Here is a 19,135-nt window from a genome sequence, read left to right on the forward strand (position 1 = left end):
CGGTCGGCCGCGGGCGCGCGGCGAGGGGTGCGGCGCGCGGCCGGTTCCGGCTCCGCGGCGGAGCCGCTCAGCGGGCGCCCGGCCGGCGGGAGCCCAGCCGGTGGACGGTCCAGGCGAACGCCGCGCCCACGACGTACCAGAACAGGTCGGGCACGTTGAAGGTGGTCCCCAGCACCAGCCGGGCGACGACGCTCTGCTGCGACAGCTCGGCGGGTATCCCGCTGATCTGCAGGAACTCCACCGCCCAGCTGACCGCCAGGGCGACCGCGGCGGCCGTCACGGGCCTGACCCGGGGAGCGGCCAGGACGGCCAGGCAGTAGACGAGGACGGTGTAGAGGGCGTCCCCGGCGGACTTGGCGGCGTCTCCCGGCAGCACGTGCCGGACGCCCAGCCCCGCGACGACGGTCACCGCCGCCGCGGCGAGTGCCGGCAGACGGGCCTTCAGGGACCGGCCGTCCTGCGGAAGATCGTTCATGTCCGACACCCTAGGGTCCGCCGCCCTCGAACGCGCAATCGCCGGCCGGGCCGGGCCGGGCCGGGCCGGGCCGCGCTGCGGGGCCGGTCCAGCGGCTACCCCGGCTCCACGGAGAGCTGGGTGCCCAGCTCCCGGAAGCCCAGCGCCCCCGCTGCCCGGCGGGAGGCGGGCACCTGGGCCCGCCACTGCGGCAGCAGACCGGCCACCAGCGCGTGCGCCACCGCTGCCGATCCCGTGACCTTGGCCAGCCCCCGTCCCCGCCGGCCGGGGGCGGTCAGCACGCTGAGGTGGGCGGTGCGGCCCGGCCAGGACCGGTAGCCGGCGGCAGCGACGACCGTGTCGCCCTCGCGGACCGCGAACCCGGGCGAGGTGATCGTGAACAGCCCGGCCTCCCGCATGTCCGGCTCGCCCGAGACCTGTTCCAGCGCCCGCAGGCCGTGGTGCCCGGCCGGCAGCTCCTCCAGGGTCAGACCCTCGGCGGACACGGGCCGGAACTCCTCCCGGGAGGTGTAGGCGAGCGCGGCGGGCCCGAGCACCCGGCCGACCGGCAGTACTTCGCGCAGTGCGGTCACCGCCGCCGTACTGCCCACGGCCTCGGCCGACAGGCCCGCCACCGCCCGGTGCACGGCTGCGGCCGCCTGCTCGCTGGGCGCGGTGACCAGCGCCGAGCCGCCCAGCACCACCACGCCCAGCCAACCGGGCGGGCTGAGCGCGGAGTTCGGTGCGACCACCACGTTGACACCGCCCGTGGGCGCGAACGAGGTTCCCGGCACCTCGGTCATCCCCTCCCACAGTCCGCGGGCTCTGCTCAGCAAGGAATCCATCGGCATGGCCCGATCCTGCCAGCCGGGGCGGGCGGTGCGCACTCGAAATGACGTCCGGTGGGCGGGTCCTGCGGCGGATCCGGGAGGAGGAGCGGGTGCGTCAGGGCAGGGTCAGGATGCGCGGGCCGTCGTCGGTGACGGCGACGGTGTGCTCGGCGTGGGCGGCCCGGGTGCCGTCGACGGTGAGCAGGGTCCAGCCGTCGGAGCCGGTCCGGTAGTCGTCCCGGCCACCGGCCAGGAACATCGGCTCGATCGCCAGGACCATGCCGTGCCGCAGGCGCATTCCGCGCCCGGGGCGGCCGTCGTTGGGGACGTGCGGGTCCTCGTGCATGCCGCGGCCCACGCCGTGGCCGCCGAAGTCCGCCGGGATGCCGTAGCCGGCCGCGCGGCCGACGCTGCCGACGGCGTGCGAGATGTCGCCGATCCGGGCGCCGACGACGGCCGCTTCGATGCCCGCGCGGAGCGCGCGTTCGGTGGTCTCGATCAGGGCGGTGTCGGCAGGCCGGGCCGTGCCGACGACGAAGCTGACGGCCGCGTCCCCCGTCCAGCCGCCGACCCTGGCACCGCAGTCGATGCTGACCAGGTCGCCGTCGCGCAGCCGGTAGCCGGTCGGGATGCCGTGCACCACGGCGTCGTTGACCGAGGTGCAGATCACCGCGGGGAACGGTGTGGAGGCGAAGCCGGGGCGGTAGCCCAGGAACGGCGAGCCGGCCCCGGCCGCGCGCAGGACGGCGCGGGCCACCTCGTCCAGCTCCCGCAGGGACACCCCCACGCCGGCTGCGCGCCGGACCGCGTCGAGCGCGTCGGCGACCACCCGCCCGGCCTCCCGCATCGCGTCCAGTGCGGCATCGGTCTTGATCTCCACCATGTTCGGCAGCCTCCCCAGCGCCCGTACGGCCCCGTCCCGCACGGTCCGTGGTGGACCCTGCGGAGAGCCAATTCTTATACCGGTATTAGTATCACGGTCATGGTGCGCACTCCCCTCACCCCCTTCGAACGCGAACGCGGCGAACGCCTCGGTGCCCTGCTCCGGCAGGCCCGGGGCGAGCGGAGCATGGTCAGGATCGCCGCGGAGGCGAATCTTTCGGCCGAGACGCTTCGCAAGATCGAGACCGGCCGGGCCCCGACCCCGGCCTTCTTCACCGTGGTCTCCCTCGCCTCGGTCCTCGGCCTGTCCCTCGACGAGCTGGCCGAACTCTGTGCCCCAACCGCCGAGGAGGGTCCGGACCTGCTGTCCGCGTGACCGGTGGCCCGCAGCCGGGCGGTCAGTCCTCGTCCTCCTCGTCCTGGTAGGACTCGAACTGCCACCAGAGGTCGAGGCGGTACGTCTCCAGGACCTCCTGATGGGCGGCCAGTACGGCCTGACCGTCTCCGGGTCCGTCGGCCAGGGCGCGGAGCAGCGCCGCCTGCTGGGCCGCGGCGAGCCCGCGGCCCCGCCAGGACACCCGGACCGCGTACACCCCGGTGCGGGGCAGGTCCAGCACGCCCGCGATCTCCGGGTCGAGGGCGCGGACCACGAGCATGCCGGTCGGGCTGTCGAGCACCGCGGCGGTCTGTCCCTCCGGCGCCCAGTCCGCCTCGGTCGCGGGCGCGGGCCCGTCCCAGACCCGCAGGACGAGTTCGACCGGTGACGTCCGCTGCCGGCTGTGCAGGTACAGCTGCGGCCCGCTGCTCGCGGCGACGGTTTCGCGGGCCCGTTCGGCGGCGAAGCCGTCCGGCAGGTAGGCGTCGGAGTCGTAGATCTGGACGAGTCCGTGGTCGGGCGTCGCCGTGGTGCGGAACTCCTGTGCGGGTGTCATCGGCCGTCCTCCTCGGTGCGGTGGAGCGCAGTGCGGTGCGGTGCAATGCGGCGTGCTGCGGTGCTGCGGTGCGGTGCAGTGCGGCGTGCTGCGGTGCTGCGGTGCGGTGCAGTGCGGCGTGCTGCGGTGCGGCGCGGTGCGGTGCGGCGTGCTGCGGTTCGGGGTACGGGGGCCTCGCCCGGTCCCGGTCGAGCCGGTCTTCTCCCTCTCGAACTACCCGCCGCGAAACCAGGTCTGACGCTCTGTCCGGTATCGGCAGATCTCCGACATTGGCCGGCTGTTCACCCGGCACCTCCAGCGCGAGGGAACTCCGCTACGGCAGAGTCGTACCCGATCTGACACAGCCGGACCTCAAGGCACTGTTGCACGTGTGACCCAGGGAGGATCTGATGTCCGGAATGACCCGACGCAGGCTGCTGGGTTCGGTGGCCGGGGTGGCGGGCGGGGCGGCGGCGATGAGCCTGTTGCCGCCGAGTGTCCAGCGGGCGGTGGCGGCCGGGGTGCCCCGGCGCGGCTCGCTGCGGGACGTCGAACACGTCGTCATGCTGATGCAGGAGAACCGTTCCTTCGACCACTATTTCGGGACGCTGGCCGGGGTCCGCGGCTTCGCGGACCCCGATGCGCTGCGGCTCGACAACGGCCGTCCGGTCTTCTACCAGCCGGACAGCGTCAACCCGGACGGCTACCTGCTGCCGTTCCACCTCGACACCCGTACCACCAGCGCGCAGGCGATCCCGTCCACCAGCCACGCCTGGTCGGTCCAGCACCGGGCCTGGAACGGCGGGAAGATGGACCAGTGGCTGCCCGCGCACCGCGCGGCCGACGGCGTCAACGGCCCCTACGTGATGGGGTACTACACCCGCGACGACATCCCGTTCCAGTTCGCGCTGGCGGACGCCTTCACCATCTGCGACAACTACTTCTGCTCGGTGCAGGGCCCGACCTGGCCCAACCGGCTGTACTGGATGACCGGTTCGATCGACGCCGACGGCAAGTGCGGTGGCCCGATCATCCAGAACGCCGCCCCCAGACCGCTGACCTGGACCACCTACGCCGAGCAGCTGGAGGCGGCGGGCGTCAGCTGGCGGGTCTACCAGGAGACCGACAACTACGGCACCGACATGCTGTCGCTGTTCGAGAACTTCCAGCAGGCCGGGCCGGGCGATCCGCTCCACGACAAGGGCCTGGCCGCGCAGCCGGCCGGGACCTTCGAGGACGACGCCCGGAGCGACCGGCTGCCGGCGGTCTCCTGGATCCTGCCGACCGGCCACCAGTCCGAGCACCCGGACTACCTGCCGGCCGCGGGTGCCGACTACGTCGCCGCCAAGATCGAGGCGGTCGCGTCGAACCCGAAGGTCTGGGCGAAGACCGTCTTCATCCTCAACTACGACGAGAACGACGGCCTCTTCGACCACGTCCCCCCGCCGGTGCCCGCGGCCGGCACTTCGGGCGAGTTCGTCGGCGGACTGCCGGTCGGCGGCGGATTCCGGGTGCCGTGCATCGTCATCTCGCCCTGGACGGTGGGTGGTTGGGTCGCCTCCGAGGCCTTCGACCACACCTCGGTGCTGCGGTTCCTGGAGTGCTTCACCGGCGTCAGGGCGGCCAACATCACCGACTGGCGCCGCGCGGCCTTCGGCGACCTGACCTCGGCCTTCCAGTTCGGCCACGCCGCCGCGCGGGCCCCGCGGCTGCCCGGTACCGCCGCCCAACTCGCCCTGGCCGAGAAGGAGGTGGCGACCCTTCCGCCTCCCGTGCTGCCGGGCGCCGGGCAGCACTTCCCGCACCAGGAGCGGGGCCGGCGCCCGCACCGTCCGGCGCGGTGAGCGGCAGGGCCCCGGCGGACCCGGCTACGACCGCGCGCGGGTGACCGCGACGAGCAGGATGACCAGTGAGAACCCGACCGAACCGCAGGCGGCGGTGGCCAGCGCGGGACCGGTCGGGGTGTCCTCGCGGGCCGACACCACGAGGGAGGCCGCGGCGACGGAGGAGGCGGAGACACCGGCCACCAGCCAGGCCAGCATGACGACCTGAGGCCGTCGGCGGTCGGGCGACGGCACCGGGCCGGGCAGCACCTCCGCCCAGTACCGGGTCTCCTCGCGCTGCGCGCTCCGGTGGTCGGCCGCGGCGGCCAGCCGCAGCGCGGTGCCCGACACCGCCCCGGCGGCGGCGATCGCGGCGGCGAGCTGCCAGACGGCCGGGGTCAGCAGGACGATTCCGGCGCCTGCCAGGCTCGACCACCAGGCCAGGCAGGCGATCGCGGACAGCCGGACGGACCTGGGGCGGTCGTCGCCCGCCCGCAGGTCCGTCACGGCCGGGATGTACCAGACGCAGCCGGATGCGGTGAGTGCGGCAGCGCCGACTGCCAGGACGGTGTGCGGCATGGCCTTGTCCTCCTTGCTTCGGATCGGGAGTCGGTCCGGTCCGGAATCCGGTGCGGACCGGGGAGTCGGTTCGGACCGGGAGTGGGCGCGGACCGGGGAGGACCGCCCCCGGCCCGGTGGGGGAGAACCGGGACGGGGACGGCGTTCGGTGGGCGGGTCCGTCAGCCCCTGCGGGAGCGGCGCGGCCGCGGGCCGTCGTACTGCGCCGGTACCACGCCGGCCAGGTGCCTGGCCGGCTCGCCGTGGTTCTCCAGGTAGTCCAGCGCGGCGATCTCCGGGTGGTGCAGGTCGAAGGCCGGGGACTCCGAACGGATCCGGGGCAGGGAGCGGAAGTTGTGCCGCGGCGGCGGGCAGGAGGTCGCCCACTCCAGTGAACGGCCCCAGCCCCACGGGTCGTCGTTCTCCACCCGCTGCCCGTACTTGGCGGTCTTCCAGACGTTGTAGAGGAACGGCAGGATCGACAGGCCGAGCAGGAACGAGCCGATGGTGGAGACGGTGTTCAGCGTGGTGAAACCGTCCGAGGCCAGGTAGTCGGCGTAACGGCGCGGCATGCCCTGGGCACCCAGCCAGTGCTGCACCAGGAAGGTGCTGTGGAAACCGATGGTGAGGGTCCAGAAGGTGATCTTCCCGAGCCGTTCGTCGAGCATCCTGCCGGTCATCTTCGGCCACCAGAAGTGGAATCCGGCCATCATCGCGTACACCACCGTGCCGAACAGGGTGTAGTGGAAGTGGGCGACGACGAAGTACGAGTCCGAGACGTGGAAGTCGAGCGGCGGGGCCGCGAGCAGGACGCCGGTCAGACCGCCGAAGAGGAAGGTGACCAGGAAGCCGACCGTCCAGAGCATCGGGGTCTCGAAGCTCAGTGAGCCCTTCCACATGGTGCCGACCCAGTTGAAGAACTTCACCCCGGTCGGGACCGCGATCAGGAAGGTCATGAAGGAGAAGAACGGCAGCAGCACCTGGCCGGTGACGTACATGTGGTGCGCCCAGACGGTCAGCGACAGACCGGCGATCGCGATGGTGGCCGCGATCAGACCGGAGTAGCCGAACATCGGCTTGCGGCTGAAGACCGGGATGACCTCCGAGACGATGCCGAAGAACGGCAGGGCCAGGATGTACACCTCGGGGTGGCCGAAGAACCAGAACAGGTGCTGCCAGAGCATCGCCCCGCCGTTGGCCGGGTCGAAGACGTGCGCCCCGAACTTCCGGTCCGCCTCCAGGGCGAACAGCGCGGCCGCCAGCACCGGGAAGACCAGCAGCACCAGCAGTGAGGTCAGCAGCACGTTCCAGGCGAAGATCGACATCCGGAACATCGTCATGCCGGGCGCGCGCATGCAGATGATCGTGGTGATGAAGTTGACCGCGCCGAAGATGCTGCCGAACCCGGACAGTGCCACGCCCATGATCCACATGTCCGCGCCGATACCCGGCGAGTGAACGGCGTCCGACAGCGGCGCGTAGGCGAACCAGCCGAAGTCGGCGGCGCCCTGCGGCGTGAGGAACCCGGCGGCCGCGATCAGCGACCCGAACAGGAACAGCCAGTAGGACAGCATGTTCAGCCGGGGGAAGGCGACATCGGGGGCGCCGATCTGGAGCGGCATGATCCAGTTGGCGAAACCGGTGAACAGCGGCATGGCGAACAGCAGCAGCATGATCGAGCCGTGCATCGTGAACGCCTGGTTGAACTGCTCGTTCGACAGGATCTGCGTCCCCGGCCGGGCCAGCTCCGCCCGCATCACCAGCGCGAGCAGACCGCCGACCAGGAAGAAGCCGAACGCCGTGACCAGGTACATGCTGCCGATCGTCTTGTGGTCGGTGGTGGTGAGCATCCTCACCAGGGCCGAACCGGACCTCCTCCCGGGGACATCGGCCGCAGCCGGCTCTTCCTTCACCTCGATGGCAGCCACCGGCCGCCCTCCTTCGCATCCACCGAACATTGGCTCAGCCGCGGGGGAGACGTGCGTGGTTCCCGGGCGGCGATTCATCCTCGGCGTGCGGCGGGCGGCGGCCCCAGGGCCGATGGTCCCGGCGGGCGCGGCCGACCGTCCCCGGCCCGGGCGCCGTTCGTCCACCGGTACTGACGCGGCGTCACCACAGCGCCGTCGTCCCCCCCTGCTTGTGCATCCGCGCACGTGAACCGGGCCACCCGGGGCCCTCGCGCGGGGATCCGGCCGATACCGTTGGACGGGTACGGCCGCGTCGGCCGGAGCGGACCTGGGAGGAACACGTGGGCGGGAACGGGGTGCCCTCGCGGCTTCCGCAGCTTCGACTGGACGAACTGCTGGAGGAGTTGCAGGCCCGTATCGACGACGTCCGCGGCACCCGCGACCGGGTGCACGGCCTGCTGGAGGCGGTGCTCTCGGTCGGCCGGGAGCTGGACCTCACCCAGGTGCTGCGCCGCATCGTCGAGGCGGCCGGCGTGCTGTCCGACGCCCGCTACGCCGCGCTCGGGGTGATCGGACCGGACGGGCACACGCTGTCGCAGTTCCTGACGGTCGGTCTGTCGGAGGACGAGATCTCCGACATCGGCCCGTACCCGAGCGGCAAGGGCCTGCTGGGTGAGCTGATCCGCCGCCCCGAACTGCTGCGGCTGACCGACCTCTCCGCCCACCCCGCCTCCTACGGCTGCCCGGCGCACCACCCCGAGATGCGCACCTTCCTGGGCGTCCCGGTCCGGGTCCGCGAGGAGGTCTTCGGCAACCTCTACCTCACCGACAAGCGCGGCGGCCAGGAGTTCGACGCCGACGACGAGGCGCTGATCTCCGCGCTGGCCGTCGCGGCGGGTGTGGCGATCGACAACGCCCGGCTGTACGAGGAGGCGCAGCGCCAGCAGCGCTGGCTGCGGGCGAGCGCGGAGATCACCCGCAGCCTGCTCTCTGGTGCGCCCCGCCAGGAGGTGCTGGCGCTGATCGCCGAGCGGGCCAGGGAGATCACCGGCGCGGAGCTGGCGGATCTCACGGTCCCGGCCGGGACGGGGGAGCTGCGGGTCGAACTGGCCGTCGGCGGCGACAGCGCCGGGCGGCTCGGGCTGACCGTGCCGATGGACGGCACGCTCTCCGGCGGGGCGTTCGCGGCGGGCTCCCCGGTGACCACCGGGGACCTGGCCGGTGACCCGAGGTACGCGGCGGGGCCGCGCCGCTCCGACGGCCTGAGCCGGTTCGCGGGGCTGGGTCCGGCGGTGGCGGTGCCGCTGGGCACCGCGACGGGGAAGGTCCAGGGTGTGCTGCTGCTGGCCCGTCCGGCCGGCCGGCTGCCGTTCGGCACCGAGGAGATCGGCGCCCTGCTGGGCTTCGCGGACCAGGCCGCGCTCGCCCTCGAACTCGCCGAACGCCGCAGGGACGCCGAGCAGTTGGCGATCTTCGAGGACCGCGACCGGATCGGCCGCGACCTGCACGACCTGGCGATCCAGCGGCTGTTCGCCACCGGTATGACGCTGCAGGGCGCCGCGCGGCTGATCGAGCAGCCGGGCGCCTCGGAGCGGGTGGTCCGGGCGGTGCAGGACCTGGACGAGACCATCAAGATCATCCGATCGACGATCTTCGGCCTGCGGGCCAGGGACGGTGAGGACCGGGGGCTGCGGGCCCGCGCGGCCCGAACGGTCGCCGAGGCCAGGACCACCCTGGGGTTCGCGCCCCGGCTGAGCATGGAGGGACTGCTGGACACCGATGTGCCCCCGGCGGTCGCCGACCAGGTGATGGCGGTGATGGCCGAGGCGCTCAGCAACGCGGCCCGGCACGCCCGCGCCACCAGGGTGGAGGTCACCCTGCAGGCCGTCGGCGGGGAGGTGGTCCTCTCGGTCGCCGACGACGGCATCGGCCTCGCGCCGGACGGACACCGCAGCGGTCTGCGCAACCTCGGCGAACGCGCGGACCAGCTCGGCGGCACCTTCACCCTCGACACCCCGGCCGGCGGCGGCACCCGGCTGCACTGGTCCGCGCCGCTGACCCGGTCCTGAGCCGCCCGCCGGGGTCCCGGGGTGCCGGGCGGTGGTCCCCGGTCGTCCGTCCGCTGCGTCCGTCCGCCGTGCCCTGCCCTCAGGGGGTTCGCGAACCGTGCAGGGTGCGGCCGGTGACCAGTTCCGGGTGGATGCGGATCACGACCTGTCCCGAGTGCGCCGTGCTCTCCACCGGCCCGCCGCCCGGTTGCGCGATCACCCGGGCCGGGCCGAGCACGGTGACGGACCATCCGCTGCCGTCCACCGCGCTGATCTCGTCCGCCTCGAACGCGACCAGTGAGCCGTCCACGGCCCGCACGAGTGCGGCGCCCCCGTCGGCCCGCAGGGTCACCCCGTGCTCGTCCAGCCGGAACCGGGCCGGGAGCACGGCGGGCAGCGCGCCGACCGTGTAGACGACGCGTCCCACCGACGCGCTTTCCAGCAGGGCGAGGCACCGCTGCTCGCCCAGCCATGGGAGTTCGGTTTTCATGGGGTTCGATCCTCGGTGGGCGAAGGGCGCGCGGCCCGGGGGCGGTTCCCTCGCCGGACGGGCGCCGAAAGCCTCACCCGCGACGCCCGGGCAGGCCCGAAGGGTCAGCGGCGTGCGAAGCTCCCGGCCGGCGCGGGGTGGGATGGACGGTCGTGGAGACCGCGTCCGGTGGCGGACGGGGCCTGACTGGCGATCACGGCGGCCTGGACCCGGCGCTCCACGCCCAACTTGGCGAGCAGCCGGGAGATGTGGTTCTTGACGGTCTTCTCGGCGAGGTAGAGCCGTTCACCGATCTGACGGTTCGTCAGTCCCTCGCCGACCAGGACGAGGATCTCCTGCTCCCGGTCGGTCAGGGCGGGCAGCACCGGCTGCCGGGGGGCCTGGCTCTCGCCGCGCAGCCGGGCCATCAGCCGGGTGGCCGCGCCCGGGTCGAGCAGGGACTGACCGGACGCCACGGTCCGCACGGCGGAGACCAGATCCGTGCCGCTGATCTGCTTGAGCACGTAACCGGCGGCCCCGGCCATGATCGCGTCCAGCAGGGCCTCCTCGTCGTCGAAGGAGGTGAGCATCAGGCAGGCCAGGTCCGGCATGGTCGAACGCAGTTCCCGGCACACGCTGACGCCGTCGCTGTCGGGCAGCCGGACATCGAGCACCGCGACGTCCGGACGCAGCGCGGGCACCCGGGCCAGCGCCTGCTCCGCCGTGGCGGCCTCCCCGATGACGGTGAGTCCGGGCTCGGCGTCCAGGAGGTCCTGTACGCCTCGGCGCACCACCTCGTGGTCGTCGAGCAGAAAGACCCGTACGGGCCTCTCGGCACCAGTCCGCTCAGTGCCGTCCGACATGGCCCAACTCCGTTCCCTGCGTGTGCCCGCCCTGGTGGGGGGCCACTGCATTGTCTCCGGAGCCGGGTACCGTCACCAGGGCCGGACGGCCCTACTCGACGCCGATCCGCCGCGCCGCCCGCGCTACTGCCCGGGCACGATCAGACCGTAGTGCCCGTCGTACCGGCGGTAGAGGATCCGCCCCCGGCCGTCCCGGAGTCCGGTGAAGAACACGAACGGCCTTCCGCTGAGCCACAGTCGGCGCGCCGCCTCCGTCACGCCGATCCTGGGCGCGGGGTGCAGGCTCTCGGCGACCGACCACGCGGTACCGGCGGTAGTGCCGCCCTGACCTGCGCCACCGGCCCGGACGATCCGGTAGCCGCCGGTCGGGTCCTGGCAGTGGACCAGGCAGTCCTGTCCGGTGACGGCGTCGGCGAACAGGTGGAAGTCGAAGTCCATCCCGGCCATGGCGAGCACGGCCTGCTGCGGCGTCAGCCGGGCCGGCCGCACCGACTTGCGCCGCACGATCTCCCGCTCCCCCAGGGTGCGGCGGGCGTACTCGGGGCGGTCCGCGACCTCGCGGCTCGGCCGGCACAGGTCGGGGTCCAGCGGCGGCGCCGCGTCGGGCGGCGCCTCCCAGTACGGGCGGAGCCGCGAGGCCCGGTCCAGCAGCCGGTCGTGGAGCAGCCGGACGGCCTGATGCATGGTCACCGCGGCGACCTGGGTGCGCAGCTTCCGGCCCGCGAGCCCGAGGGTGGCCTGGGCGATGGCCGGCCGGGCGACCTCGCTGCTGCGGCTCCGGGTGAGCTTCACCCGGGCCGAGTGCACGGCCGGGTCCGGCCGCCCGGCCGGTGCCAGCCGGTCGAGCAGACCCAGCATCCGCCGCCTGGCGTGTTCGGCCTCCTCCCTCGGCAGCGCGCCACGGAGTTCGACCCGGACGTCGGGGGTGGGCCTGCTCGGCAGACTGGTCATCAGGGATCCTCCTCGGTTGATCACCAGGCTGGCCGACCGCAGTCCGCGAACCGAGGGCCGAACGGCCCCCACCCGTCGAGTCCTTCGCCCCCGGCGTGAGGCCGGCGGGAGCGACACCCGGCCCGGTGCACCGGGACCTGTGACGCCTGCCGGTGCCGGTCGCGGGAACACAGAGTGGTAGCGGCACACCGCCGGCACCCGGCGACCACCGGAAGGACGACGACGACACCATGGCCATCCGTCACCCGTACTGGCTGCTCCGCCGACTTCTCATGCGGATGCTCTCCTCGTAGCACCGGGTCCGGCTCAGCCTCGTGCGGCGGAGCCGAGCGGATCGTGCCGGATCCGGTCGGCCGGCATCCCCGAGGTGAGCAGCCGGGCCCGCACACTGCCGACCATGCCCGGCGGGCCGCTGACGTAGGCGATGCGCTCCGACCAGTCACCACCCCGGCCGACCGCCTCCGCCAGCGGGTCGGCCAGCGGGTCCGACAGCGGGCCCGGGAGCGGGGCCGAGGTCGCCTCCGGCCGTGGGCCCCGCGAGCCGCCGCCGAGCACCGGGACGGCCTCCAGCCAGGGGTGCCGGCCGCACAGCCGCTCCAGCGCCTCCCAGTCGTAGAGATCGCCCCGGCTGCGCGCACCGACGAACAGGTGCACCCGCCGGCCGGGCACCCCCCGGTCGGCGAGCTCCCCGAGGATCGCCTTCAGCGGGGCCAGCCCGGTGCCGCCGGCCACCAGCAGCACGTCACGGGCACTGTCCGCGGCGGTCATCGTGCCGCGCGGCGGGCCGAGCCGGACCGCGTCCCCGACCCGGGTGCGTTCCACCAGGGCCTCGCTCACCCCGCCGGCGGCCGTACGGCGGACGTGGAACTCCAGCACCCCGTCCGGCCGTGGGGCGCAGGCCATCGAGTACTGCCGCCAGGTGTGCGGCAGCAGCGGCGACTCGATGGTCGCGTACTGCCCGGCCCGGTAGCGGTACGGCTCGCCCGTCCGGACGCCGAGCACCGCGACGTCCGGCCCCCGGCGCTCGTGCCGGACCACCTGGCCCCGCCAGTAGGGCGGCTCGGTGATGGCCGACTCCGCACCGTCGACCATCGCCCCGACCGCGAACCGCAGCATCCGCAGCCAGGCCTGCTCCAGCTCCGCCGTCCACGCGGCCCCGGCCCGGCCGCGCAGCGCCACACCCAGCGCCTCCTCGAACGCGTGGTAGTGCGCGGGCCACACCCCGAGCTTGCGGTGGTCGCCGCCGAGCTGGCGCAGCACCGCGAGTACGTGGTCGGGGCGGTGCAGGTTGTCGATCAGGTACCGGAACATCCGGGCGAGGTGGTCCTGCTGGAACTCCATCGACTCGGGGAAGAGGGTGCGCAGGTACGGCCTGCGCTGGAACATGACCGCGTAGAGGTGCTCGATGAGCCCGTCGAACGGTGTCACCAGATCCAGCTGCGCCCGGATCAGCTGCTGGTCGGCGTATCCGTCGTGCCCGTCGTACGGGCCCGTGCCCGCGCCGAGTGCGGGGCGCTCGGGGGACGGGCCCGTCGGGCTGAGAATCTGCCGCCGCAGGCGCATCGCATGGTGTCGGGCGAGCAGTCGGTCGTACTCGCCGGTCCTGGTGATCTTCATGGCGCGAAGCCTAGCCATCGGCCAACTGCCGTGTGGTAGTGGCCTGTTCGCCCCTGCGCAACAGGGCCGACCGGCCCTTGACGCCGGTTGCGACGGTCGCTCCGGTGCGTCCACCGGCCGCGCGTTCTCCGGGTGCACGGCCCGACCCCGTCGGCGCTCGGCGGGACCGAGTGGGACCGAGCGGGACCGGGCCCGGGGGTGAGTGTGATCAACTCGTGAGGATCCGGCGGGCCGTCCGGGTGCCCGGACGTCCGGCCACCCACCCGCCTGGCCGTCCCCGGCAGGGCGGGGAACGGTCGTTCGAGTACCGACGCCGCCGCACCGGGTCACCACGTCCGCACGGTGATCCGGTCGGCCGGAGTTTCGACTACCGAGGACGGGCCGGCGGTCGCATACTCTCACCTGACCGTCTGCCCGGCGGGAAGATCTTTCACAGCTACGGGAGTACGCGATGGTCACCCCAGCCCCGGTCGATCCCGGCCCCACGCTCTCGGCGCGGGAGCGTCTGCGCGCCTGGATGCTGGAGGGCCTGTCCGACATGGCCAAGCACCACCCGGGCCCGCACGCCCAGGCCCCCGCCGCGCAGCACGGACAGCGGTGGTGGAAGGTCATGTGCCTGACCGGGCTGGACTACTTCTCGACGCTCGGTTACCAGCCCGGCATCGCCGCGCTGGCGGCCGGCGTGCTGTCCCCCGTGGCGACCATCGTCCTGGTGGCGGTCACCCTCTTCGGCGCACTGCCCGTGTACCGGCGGGTGGCGCAGGAGAGCCCGCACGGCGAGGGCTCGATCGCCATGCTGGAGCGGCTGCTGTCCTTCTGGAAGGGCAAGCTGTTCGTCCTGACGCTGCTCGGCTTCGCCGCGACCGACTTCCTGATCACCATCACGCTCTCGGCGGCCGACGCCACCGCCCACCTGGTGGAGAACCCGCACCTGACCAGCACCCTGCACGGCCACCAGGTGATCATCACGCTGCTCCTGGTCGCCCTGCTCGGCGGGGTGTTCCTCAAGGGCTTCACCGAGGCCATCGGGCTGGCGGTGGCGCTCGTCGCGGTCTACCTGGCGCTGAACGTCGTCGTCGTGGTGGTGGGGCTCTGGCACGTCCTCGCCTCACCGCACGTGATCACGGACTGGTCGAGCGCGCTGACCGCCCAGCACGGCAACCCGGTGCTGATGGTCGGGGTGGCGCTGGTGGTCTTCCCCAAGCTGGCCCTGGGCCTGTCCGGCTTCGAGACCGGTGTGGCGGTCATGCCGCACATCCAGGGCGACCCCGACGACACCGAGGAGCGGCCCGCCGGGCGGATCCGCGGCGCCCGGAAGCTGCTGACCACGGCTGCGGCGATCATGAGCGTCTTCCTGATCGCCACCAGCTTCATCACCACCCTGCTCATCCCGGCCCAGGAGTTCCAGAACGGCGGGAAGGCCAACGGGCGCGCCCTGGCCTACCTGGCCCACCAGTACCTCGGCGGGGCGTTCGGCAGCGTCTACGACCTCTCCACGATCCTCATCCTCTGGTTCGCCGGGGCCTCGGCCATGGCCGGCCTGCTCAACCTGATGCCCCGCTACCTCCCGCGCTACGGCATGGCACCGCACTGGGCGCGCGCGGTACGCCCGATGGTGCTGGTCCTCACCTTCGTCGCCTTCCTGGTGACCTGGATCTTCGACGCCAACGTGGACGCCCAGGGCGGCGCCTACGCCACCGGTGTCCTGGTGCTCATCAGCTCGGCGGCGATCGCCGTGACCATCGCCGCCAGACGGGCCGGGCAGCGCCGCTGGACCGCGGCCTTCGCGGCCATCGCGGTGGTCTTCCTCTACACGACGGCGGTGAACGTCGCCGAGCGCCCCGACGGCGTGAAGATCGGTGCCTGCTTCATCGCCGGGATCATCCTGGTCTCCCTGCTGTCCCGGCTCGCCCGCGCCTTCGAGCTCCGGGTCACCGCCGTGGACTTCGACGAGACGGCCGAGCGCTTCGTACGGGACTGCTCGCACCGGACGATCCGGCTGATCGCCAACGAGCCCAACAGCCGCGACCTGGCGGAGTACCGCGACAAGCTCCGGCAGATCCACTCGGACAACGACATCCCGGCCGACGACGACCTGGTCTTCGTGGAGGTCACCGTCAGGGACCCGTCCGACTTCGAGGCCGAGCTGCAGGTGCGCGGAGAGGTCCTGCACGACCGCTACCGGGTGCTCGCCCTGGAGAGCTCCAGCGTCCCCAACGCCCTGGCGGCCCTGCTGCTGCACGTCCGGGACATCACCGGCCAGCAGCCGCACATCTACTTCGAGTGGACCGAGGGGAACCCGTTCGCCCAGTTCCTGCGGTTCTTCCTGTTCGGCCAGGGCGAGGTGGCGCCCGTCACCCGTGAGGTGCTCCGCGAGGCGGAACCCGACCGCGACCGGCGCCCCCGCGTCCACGTCGGCTGATCCACCGGCTGGTTCGCCTCCCGCTCCGCCTCCTGGTCCGTCGGCACAACCGGCCGGCCCAGCTCGGCGCCGCTGCGGCTCACCCGTGCCCGGGCGGGACGTCCGGGACGGGTGGCCCGGCCGGTGCGGTCGGGCGGCAGCAGGACCGTCCGGGGTCCCTCCGGCGGGAGCCCGGCCGACGCGGCCGGTCAGCCCGAACGGCGGATCGCCAGCAGGGCCGCGTCGTCGTCGAGCCCGGAGCCGGCGTAGGCGTGCACGTCCGCGATGAGGTGGTCCAGCAGGGCCCCGGGATCCTGTTCGGGCAGCCGGGCCAGCCGCTCGGCCACCGGGTAGAACCGGCCGGCCCGGTCCCGGGCCTCGGAGATGCCGTCGGTGTGGATCAGCAGCAGGTCTCCGCCGCCGAACGGCACACTCCTGGCCGGGTAGCACCCGCCGGTCAGGCCCAGCAGGGCCAGCGGCGGGGCGTCGGTGGGCGGCCGCACCTCGCTGACCCCGGCGGCCGTCCGGAGCAGAGGCGGCGGGTGGCCGCAGTTGACCACCAGAGCGGGACCGGGGCCGTGCGGTACGTCGAGCAGCACGGCCGTGACGAAGTCCTCGGTGCCCAGGTCCCGCCTCAGGGCCGAGTCCAGCCGGGCCGCGACCCGGGTCAGGTCGGGCTCGGCCCTGGCCGCCTCGCGGAACACCCCGAGGACGTCGGAGGCCGTCTCCACGGCGGTCAGCCCCTTGCCCCGGACGTCGCCCAGCAGCACCCGGATCCCCTGCGGGGTCCGGACCACCTCGTACAGGTCGCCGCCGATCCGCGCCTCGGCGGCCGCCGCGAGGTACCGCACGGCGATCTGCAGCGAGCCCACCCGGGCCGGTACGGGACGCAGCAGCGCCCGCTGGGCGGTCTCGGAGACGGTGCGGACCTGGACCAGCTCCCGTTCGCGCGCGGCGACCAGCGCGACGTTCGCACTGCTGATCATGGCGACGGCGAGGACCGCACCGGCGGCCGTGGCGTGGATGACCGGGGACACCAGCGGATTGACGAAGATCAGGACCAGCACCACCACGGCGCTGAGCACCCCGGCCAGCAGCGGCACCATGGCCCGCCGGGTGCCCACCCCGGCCAGGACCGGGACGGCGGTCAGCACGGGGGAGAAGGTGGACTTCGGTCCGGTCGCGAGATCCATCGCGACGGTCGCGGCCGTCAGCAGGATCCCGCCCAGCACCATCCAGCGGAAGCTCGCGGGCGGGAGCGAGACGGCGTGCGGACGCCGGTCGCCGGAGCCCCCGGAGTCGTCGGACACCGTGGCTGCCCTTCGCCTGGACGGCCCCACCTGCCGGAACCGTTGCCTCCTTCCTACTGTTCACCACCTGCCGCGGGTCTGCGACAGGGCGCAGGAGGCCCCCGGCGGCCCCGGGGAGGTCGGGGCGACCGTCGCCACCCGTACCCCGGGCCGTTCGCCGGCCGAGCCCGGCGCCGCGGAGCGGGCGGACCGCTGCCCGGCCGGGGCGAGCAGTTCCTTCCGCCGCCCGGCACGCCGGGGAGCACCGGTGCGCGACCGGCCGGGGCCCGGGCTCCGGAGCTGCTGCGGCGGATCCCGCCGGGCACCGCTGCGACGGGCCGCGCCGCTCTGACGGGCTGCGCCGCTCCGACACGATCCACAGCAGTGACCGATCCGCAGCAGCGGCCGATCAGGAGCAGCGGCTCTGGACTGCCGCGGCCCCGGGGCCGGCCGGCCAGCGCTCCAGCGTGCGCCCGCTGCGGAAGCTGCGCCGCTCCCCGGTCAGCGGGTCGGTGAACTCCAGCTTCCTGGCCAGCAGTTGCAGCGGATCGCGGAAGTCGTCCAGGGCGGTGCCGGGCAGGACCTCGGGGTAGAGCGGGTCCGCCAGGATCGGAACGCCCAGGCCGCACATGTGGAGCCGCAGCTGGTGGGTCCGGCCGGTCACCGGGGTGAGGCGGTAGCGGCCCAACGCGCCCCGGGTCTCGGTCAGTTCGATCCGGCTCTCGCTGTTGGGCGGACCCGGCACCTCCTGGGCGGCCAGGACGCCGTGCTCCTTGACGATCCGGCTGCTCACCGTGCGCGGCAGGTCGAGCGCCGGATCGTACGGAGCGAGGGCCTCGTACTCCTTGCGCACCAGGCGCTCCTGGAACAGCCCCTGGTATGCGGCGCGGTGCTCGGGCCGGATGACGAACATCGCGAGCCCGGCGGTGAGCCGGTCGAGCCGGTGGGCGGGGCTGAGCGTGGGCAGGTCGAGCTCGCGGCGCAGCCGGGCGAGCGCGCTCTGGGTGACGTGCTGCCCGCGCGGCGCCATCGCCATGAAGTGTGGTTTGTCCGCGATCACAATGTTCTCGTCGCGGTGCACCACGGTGATCGGGAAGGGCACCGTGGCTTCCTCGGGGAAGTCGCGGTGGTACCAGAGGAACGCGCCCGGGACGTACGGCGCATCGAGTGCGAGCGGCCCGTCCGTGCCGACCACGGCGCCCTCGCCGAGCAGGTCGTCGACGGCCGACGCGGGGACCGGCAGCCGGTCCACCAGGTGGTCGCGCACCGTCGTCCACGGCCCGTCCATGGGCAGGCGCAGCCGGACCGGGTCGATTCCCAGCCGTTGCGGCAGCGGTGCGGGCGGCACCTTGGTCTTGCGTCTCATCGCGGGTCAGCGTAGCGGCAGGCCGGGCCGGCGGGCGAACCCATTCCCGTTGAAAGACTGATCGCATGCTTACTGATGAATGCAAATAATACTATTCCCGGAAATCTCGAAATCTATTGCATCCTTGATCCCGGTGGATATTTAATTGTCCCGCCCTGCTTCTCATGGAAGGAAACTCGGTGTCCAAGTTCAGGAATTACTTCTCCGTCGCACTCGCGTCCACGGCCCTGGCCGTCGGCGGAGTGCTGGCGGGCAGCGCCTACGCCGCTGCCCCGTCCGCCACCACCGGCCACAGTGTGCGGGACGCTGCGGGCGTCAGGAGCGATTCCCACTTCTATCCGCCGGCCACGCTGCACAAGAACCACGCCTGGGTCTCGGGCAACGGCCGGACGGTCCTGCGGGTCCAGTCGGACGGCAACTTCGTGCTCTACAAGGACAACCACCCGGCATGGCAGGCGCCCGGCGCCTGGCCCAACGCCGACTACGCGGTGATGCAGGAGGACGGCAACTTCGTGCTCTACAACCGCGACGGCAAGCCGATCTGGGCGGCCGGCACCTGGCACAAGGGCGCCTATCTCGCCGTGCAGGACGACGGCAACGTGGTCGTCTACGACCACAACAACCGTCCGGTCTGGGCCACCAACACCGGAGACTGAGGCGTCGCCGCGAGCCTGATGCGGCGATCCGGCGTGGGGGGGAGGGCGGCCGCCGCGCTGCGGGGGGGCGCGGGCCGCGCGCGCAGCGCGGCGCGCCGGCGGTGCTGTGG

17 protein-coding genes are annotated in these 19,135 nt (G+C 73.2%); 5 read left to right on the forward strand and 12 right to left on the reverse strand.

Going from position 1 to position 19,135, the window contains the following annotated elements:
- Positions 1-67: 67 nt before the first annotated feature.
- The 3 genes from ACFC1R_RS36385 to map form a co-directional block, all read right to left on the reverse strand.
- A complete protein-coding gene (locus ACFC1R_RS36385) occupies positions 68-475 on the reverse strand; it encodes a DUF2809 domain-containing protein (RefSeq protein ID WP_375946004.1) in 408 nt (135 codons plus the stop codon).
- A 95-nt stretch (positions 476-570) separates the two neighbouring features.
- Positions 571-1,305 carry a GNAT family N-acetyltransferase gene (locus ACFC1R_RS36390; protein ID WP_375946005.1) on the reverse strand — a complete coding sequence of 245 codons (735 nt, stop codon included), beginning with the start codon at positions 1,303-1,305 and terminating at the stop codon, positions 571-573.
- A 94-nt stretch (positions 1,306-1,399) separates the two neighbouring features.
- Positions 1,400-2,167, reverse strand: a complete 768-nt coding sequence (map, locus tag ACFC1R_RS36395) for a type I methionyl aminopeptidase (RefSeq protein WP_375946006.1) — start codon at positions 2,165-2,167, stop codon at positions 1,400-1,402.
- 99 nt (positions 2,168-2,266) lie between these two features.
- On the opposite strand from map, the gene ACFC1R_RS36400 reads away from it, so the two are divergent.
- Entirely contained in the window at positions 2,267-2,542 is a 276-nt protein-coding gene (locus ACFC1R_RS36400) for a helix-turn-helix domain-containing protein (protein ID WP_375946007.1), read from the forward strand.
- A gap of 22 nt (positions 2,543-2,564) precedes the next feature.
- Here the strand turns inward: ACFC1R_RS36400 and ACFC1R_RS36405 are convergent, their stop codons facing one another.
- The gene (locus ACFC1R_RS36405; RefSeq protein WP_375946008.1) at positions 2,565-3,098 is read right to left on the reverse strand and encodes a hypothetical protein; all 534 of its coding nucleotides are present in this window, start codon (positions 3,096-3,098) and stop codon (positions 2,565-2,567) included.
- Between the two features lie 389 nt (positions 3,099-3,487).
- On the opposite strand from ACFC1R_RS36405, the gene ACFC1R_RS36410 reads away from it, so the two are divergent.
- Positions 3,488-4,921, forward strand: a complete 1,434-nt coding sequence (locus ACFC1R_RS36410; RefSeq protein ID WP_375946009.1) for an alkaline phosphatase family protein — start codon at positions 3,488-3,490, stop codon at positions 4,919-4,921.
- A 24-nt stretch (positions 4,922-4,945) separates the two neighbouring features.
- Here the strand turns inward: ACFC1R_RS36410 and ACFC1R_RS36415 are convergent, their stop codons facing one another.
- A complete protein-coding gene (locus ACFC1R_RS36415; RefSeq protein WP_375946010.1) occupies positions 4,946-5,479 on the reverse strand; it encodes a hypothetical protein in 534 nt (177 codons plus the stop codon).
- A gap of 161 nt (positions 5,480-5,640) precedes the next feature.
- The gene (gene ctaD, locus ACFC1R_RS36420) at positions 5,641-7,416 is read right to left on the reverse strand and encodes a cytochrome c oxidase subunit I (protein WP_375946011.1); all 1,776 of its coding nucleotides are present in this window, start codon (positions 7,414-7,416) and stop codon (positions 5,641-5,643) included.
- A 290-nt stretch (positions 7,417-7,706) separates the two neighbouring features.
- Between ctaD and ACFC1R_RS36425 the strand changes: the two genes are divergently transcribed.
- Positions 7,707-9,434 (forward strand): GAF domain-containing protein, encoded by a 1,728-nt coding sequence (locus ACFC1R_RS36425; protein ID WP_375946012.1) that lies wholly within the window; start codon positions 7,707-7,709, stop codon positions 9,432-9,434.
- Between the two features lie 79 nt (positions 9,435-9,513).
- Here the strand turns inward: ACFC1R_RS36425 and ACFC1R_RS36430 are convergent, their stop codons facing one another.
- The 4 genes from ACFC1R_RS36430 to ACFC1R_RS36445 all read right to left on the reverse strand — a co-directional run bounded on the left by ACFC1R_RS36430 (position 9,514) and on the right by ACFC1R_RS36445 (position 13,313).
- Positions 9,514-9,903 carry a pyridoxamine 5'-phosphate oxidase family protein gene (locus tag ACFC1R_RS36430; RefSeq protein WP_375946013.1) on the reverse strand — a complete coding sequence of 130 codons (390 nt, stop codon included), beginning with the start codon at positions 9,901-9,903 and terminating at the stop codon, positions 9,514-9,516.
- Positions 9,904-10,007: 104 nt separating this feature from the next.
- Positions 10,008-10,745 (reverse strand): response regulator, encoded by a 738-nt coding sequence (locus ACFC1R_RS36435; protein ID WP_375946014.1) that lies wholly within the window; start codon positions 10,743-10,745, stop codon positions 10,008-10,010.
- Between the two features lie 123 nt (positions 10,746-10,868).
- Positions 10,869-11,696, reverse strand: a complete 828-nt coding sequence (locus tag ACFC1R_RS36440) for a sigma 54 modulation/S30EA ribosomal C-terminal domain-containing protein (RefSeq protein ID WP_375946015.1) — start codon at positions 11,694-11,696, stop codon at positions 10,869-10,871.
- A 306-nt stretch (positions 11,697-12,002) separates the two neighbouring features.
- Positions 12,003-13,313 (reverse strand): globin domain-containing protein, encoded by a 1,311-nt coding sequence (locus ACFC1R_RS36445; protein WP_375946016.1) that lies wholly within the window; start codon positions 13,311-13,313, stop codon positions 12,003-12,005.
- Positions 13,314-13,764: 451 nt separating this feature from the next.
- Between ACFC1R_RS36445 and ACFC1R_RS36450 the strand changes: the two genes are divergently transcribed.
- Entirely contained in the window at positions 13,765-15,735 is a 1,971-nt protein-coding gene (locus tag ACFC1R_RS36450; RefSeq protein ID WP_375946017.1) for an amino acid transporter, read from the forward strand.
- A gap of 188 nt (positions 15,736-15,923) precedes the next feature.
- On the opposite strand, the gene ACFC1R_RS36455 is transcribed toward ACFC1R_RS36450, so the two are convergent.
- Positions 15,924-17,024 (reverse strand): PP2C family protein-serine/threonine phosphatase, encoded by a 1,101-nt coding sequence (locus ACFC1R_RS36455; RefSeq protein WP_375946018.1) that lies wholly within the window; start codon positions 17,022-17,024, stop codon positions 15,924-15,926.
- Positions 17,025-17,412: 388 nt separating this feature from the next.
- Complete coding sequence (locus ACFC1R_RS36460) at positions 17,413-18,369, reverse strand: pseudouridine synthase (protein ID WP_375946019.1); 957 nt, start codon at positions 18,367-18,369, stop codon at positions 17,413-17,415.
- 179 nt (positions 18,370-18,548) lie between these two features.
- Here ACFC1R_RS36460 and ACFC1R_RS36465 point away from each other — a divergent pair, with 179 nt between their 5' ends.
- A complete protein-coding gene (locus ACFC1R_RS36465) occupies positions 18,549-19,025 on the forward strand; it encodes a hypothetical protein (protein WP_375946020.1) in 477 nt (158 codons plus the stop codon).
- Positions 19,026-19,135: the final 110 nt, after the last annotated feature.

The sequence above is a fragment of the Kitasatospora sp. NPDC056138 genome, from assembly GCF_042264695.1.
Lineage (GTDB): Bacteria > Actinomycetota > Actinomycetes > Streptomycetales > Streptomycetaceae > Kitasatospora.

What these genes read in the sequence shown, in the direction of transcription:
- ACFC1R_RS36405 (WP_375946008.1), bottom strand. Translation starts at nt 3,098, where the DNA reads ATGACACCCGCACAGGAGTTCCGCACCACGGCGACGCCCGACCACGGA.
- ACFC1R_RS36440 (WP_375946015.1), bottom strand. Translation starts at nt 11,696, where the DNA reads ATGACCAGTCTGCCGAGCAGGCCCACCCCCGACGTCCGGGTCGAACTC.
- ACFC1R_RS36415 (WP_375946010.1), bottom strand. Translation starts at nt 5,479, where the DNA reads ATGCCGCACACCGTCCTGGCAGTCGGCGCTGCCGCACTCACCGCATCC.
- ACFC1R_RS36435 (WP_375946014.1), bottom strand. Translation starts at nt 10,745, where the DNA reads ATGTCGGACGGCACTGAGCGGACTGGTGCCGAGAGGCCCGTACGGGTC.
- ACFC1R_RS36390 (WP_375946005.1), bottom strand. Translation starts at nt 1,305, where the DNA reads ATGCCGATGGATTCCTTGCTGAGCAGAGCCCGCGGACTGTGGGAGGGG.
- map (WP_375946006.1), bottom strand. Translation starts at nt 2,167, where the DNA reads ATGGTGGAGATCAAGACCGATGCCGCACTGGACGCGATGCGGGAGGCC.
- ACFC1R_RS36430 (WP_375946013.1), bottom strand. Translation starts at nt 9,903, where the DNA reads ATGAAAACCGAACTCCCATGGCTGGGCGAGCAGCGGTGCCTCGCCCTG.
- ctaD (WP_375946011.1), bottom strand. Translation starts at nt 7,416, where the DNA reads ATGTTCGGTGGATGCGAAGGAGGGCGGCCGGTGGCTGCCATCGAGGTG.
- ACFC1R_RS36450 (WP_375946017.1), top strand. Translation starts at nt 13,765, where the DNA reads ATGGTCACCCCAGCCCCGGTCGATCCCGGCCCCACGCTCTCGGCGCGG.
- ACFC1R_RS36385 (WP_375946004.1), bottom strand. Translation starts at nt 475, where the DNA reads ATGAACGATCTTCCGCAGGACGGCCGGTCCCTGAAGGCCCGTCTGCCG.
- ACFC1R_RS36400 (WP_375946007.1), top strand. Translation starts at nt 2,267, where the DNA reads ATGGTGCGCACTCCCCTCACCCCCTTCGAACGCGAACGCGGCGAACGC.
- ACFC1R_RS36445 (WP_375946016.1), bottom strand. Translation starts at nt 13,313, where the DNA reads ATGAAGATCACCAGGACCGGCGAGTACGACCGACTGCTCGCCCGACAC.
- ACFC1R_RS36410 (WP_375946009.1), top strand. Translation starts at nt 3,488, where the DNA reads ATGTCCGGAATGACCCGACGCAGGCTGCTGGGTTCGGTGGCCGGGGTG.
- ACFC1R_RS36460 (WP_375946019.1), bottom strand. Translation starts at nt 18,369, where the DNA reads ATGAGACGCAAGACCAAGGTGCCGCCCGCACCGCTGCCGCAACGGCTG.